This window comes from Streptomyces sp. NPDC026673, assembly GCF_040638135.1.
Taxonomy (GTDB): domain Bacteria; phylum Actinomycetota; class Actinomycetes; order Streptomycetales; family Streptomycetaceae; genus Actinacidiphila.
Map to the genome: position 1 here is coordinate 1 of NZ_JBEZXR010000179.1, position 2066 is coordinate 2066.

Annotated in this window: 2 protein-coding genes and 1 pseudogene; 2 read left to right on the forward strand and 1 reads right to left on the reverse strand. The window is 66.7% G+C overall.

The features are described 5' to 3' along the window. Positions 1–87 precede the first annotated feature (87 nt). Positions 88–369 (forward strand): annotated as a pseudogene (locus AB0F62_RS42720) (transposase); the annotation flags it as partial. A gap of 508 nt (positions 370–877) precedes the next feature. Here AB0F62_RS42720 and AB0F62_RS42725 read toward each other — a convergent pair. Further along, positions 878–1351: a hypothetical protein gene (locus AB0F62_RS42725; RefSeq protein ID WP_361812305.1), complete on the reverse strand. Its 474-nt coding sequence runs from the start codon at positions 1349–1351 to the stop codon at positions 878–880. A gap of 322 nt (positions 1352–1673) precedes the next feature. Between AB0F62_RS42725 and AB0F62_RS42730 the strand changes: the two genes are divergently transcribed. Next, positions 1674–1823, forward strand: coding sequence for a hypothetical protein (locus AB0F62_RS42730; RefSeq protein ID WP_361812307.1), 150 nt, complete (start codon positions 1674–1676; stop codon positions 1821–1823). The last annotated feature ends 243 nt before the right edge of the window (positions 1824–2066 follow it).

A 2066-nucleotide genomic window follows, 5' to 3' on the forward strand; every position in this document is an offset into this window, starting at 1 on the left:
CGAAGCACTCCCAGGCGCGGCTTACAGAACAGATGTCTCGCCCAGCCCCTGCCGAGGCCAGCAACATCCAACCTCGGTGCCTATTAGGCCTACAGTTCCCGCAGTAACCGCCGGTACCTGCGGCGCCGCAAGATTCGGCACACCATTCCCGAGCCGAAGGACCAGCGAGCCAACCGCCGCAGGCGGGGCTCGGCCGGCGGCCGGCCGACCGGCTTCGACAAACAGCGGTACAAGAAACGTAACGTCGTCGAGCGGGCGATCAACCGCCTCAAGAACTTCCGAGCAGTGGCCACCCGCTACGACAAACGCGCCTACACCTACCTCGGAACCGTCACCGTCGCATCCTTGGCGATCTGGCTCCGCACATGATCCAAGAAACAGGGCCTAAGGGTCAGGGTGCTGGTCTCCACGAGCGCAGGAAGCCCCGCAGCCCTCCTGTACCAAGTCAGAAGACCATCCCCGCAGGCGCGAGGAGCAGCTGACTCGGGCCCGGCCCGAAGAGTACGGCCGGGTGCCGTCATCTCTCTCCCCCGGGCGCGGTAAGCAGGTTTGTTCGCGGCGCGGAAGCTGCTCCATTCAGTCGGTGGCCGCGGTGAGCGGCCCGTAGTGGAATTCGAAAAGACTGACGGAGGACCAAGCCAAACCCACGGAGTAAGCGACGGCGAGGCCCTTCCAGCGCAACATGGGAGGGGCGGGCGTCGGGTGTCTGCGGAGGCCTCTGCCCCGCGGGCATGGTCCCTCTGGTACGGGCACCGCCTTGCGGGACTGGCGTTGCCGCCGCCCGACCTGATCCCGGCAGCCAGCCCAATGTGACAGGACGCGCCGACAGCGAAGCGCCGCCGGAGAGCACCCAGGCCGACGTGCGCCGGGCGGCGCATCACCCCTGGAGCGTGACGTCCGTGATCTTCACCGACACCTTGGTGCGAGCCGAGGGGGTACTGATCATCGACTCCGAGTAGCTCAGGCTCGTCTGGTCCGACAGCTCGGCCGTCTCGATGACCGGACCGGACTCATCGCCGCGGATCTCGTAGGTGATCGAGTAGACGGCGTCAGGGTCGATGGCCGAGCTGATGCCCATGTAGGTCAGCCTCGGCTCAACCGTCACGTTGCAGCCCGCCGACCCGAAGCACTGCCGCTCGGTGGTCTTCAACTCGATCGAGAAGCTGTCGGCGGTGACCTCTTCATACGTCGGCGTAGGGTCCGGTGCCGCGGCTTCCGCCACCGTGTCGTCGTCCGTCGTATCAGTGGCCGTCGGCGTTGCGGCCGCGGCCGGCTTGCTGTCGTCGCCGGACTGTACGACGACGATCCCGGTGCCGATGACTGCCGCAATGACGGCGGCCGCCGAGGCCATGATGACCAGGTTGGTGCGGGACTTCGACACAGGCGGCGCGGGAGGCTCCGACGGTGTCGGGTCGTACGGCGGGAGCGGCGGCAGGTCGGTTATGGTCCCCCCATGGTGAGATGCCAGTAGTTGAATGTGAGATGAGTGACTTGTAAAGATGCCGTGCGGTTGCCGCCTACCGGGGGAATTCACTCAATCGTGATGAAGAAGACTGCAGGTCGCCTCCAGACGTGACCAGGCCCCCGCCGGTCGTAGGTCGGCGGGGGCCTGGGAGTGCCGTCAGGTGGCACCGGGCCCCTTCACACAGGTGGCGTTCCGGGACCCTCGTCGAATGTGGCACCAAGGTCCGACAACTGGGGCACTGGAACGACAGGTCGAGGGCGGCGACGGGTGCACCGTCGTCGCTGCGGCTGCCGACGTGCCCGTCCAGCCCCTCACCGAGACCATCCCCACGGAGCAGGACGACGAGGCCGAGATCTAGTCCGGCCACACTCATGAGCCAGAACACCCCGACTTCGGGCGCAGTCTCGGCCTCGTGGAGAGCGAGCGGGCCGTCCGGCGATAATGCCGACCTCAAGGTGCCCCGTGAAGCGGCCGCGGAGCGAGGACTAGCTGTTCTGTCCGGGGAAGTTGTGGACAGTGGTGACGATCACCGTTGGGGGCTCTTGAACGGGTGAGGGCCTTCCGGGTTCGGTGTGGATTGCGACGTCCCACCGGCCCGAAA

Excerpts from the sequence above, each read along its gene's own strand:
- AB0F62_RS42725 (WP_361812305.1), bottom strand. The coding sequence starts at position 1,351 with ATGGCCTCGGCGGCCGCCGTCATTGCGGCAGTCATCGGCACCGGGATC.
- AB0F62_RS42730 (WP_361812307.1), top strand. The coding sequence starts at position 1,674 with ATGTGGCACCAAGGTCCGACAACTGGGGCACTGGAACGACAGGTCGAG.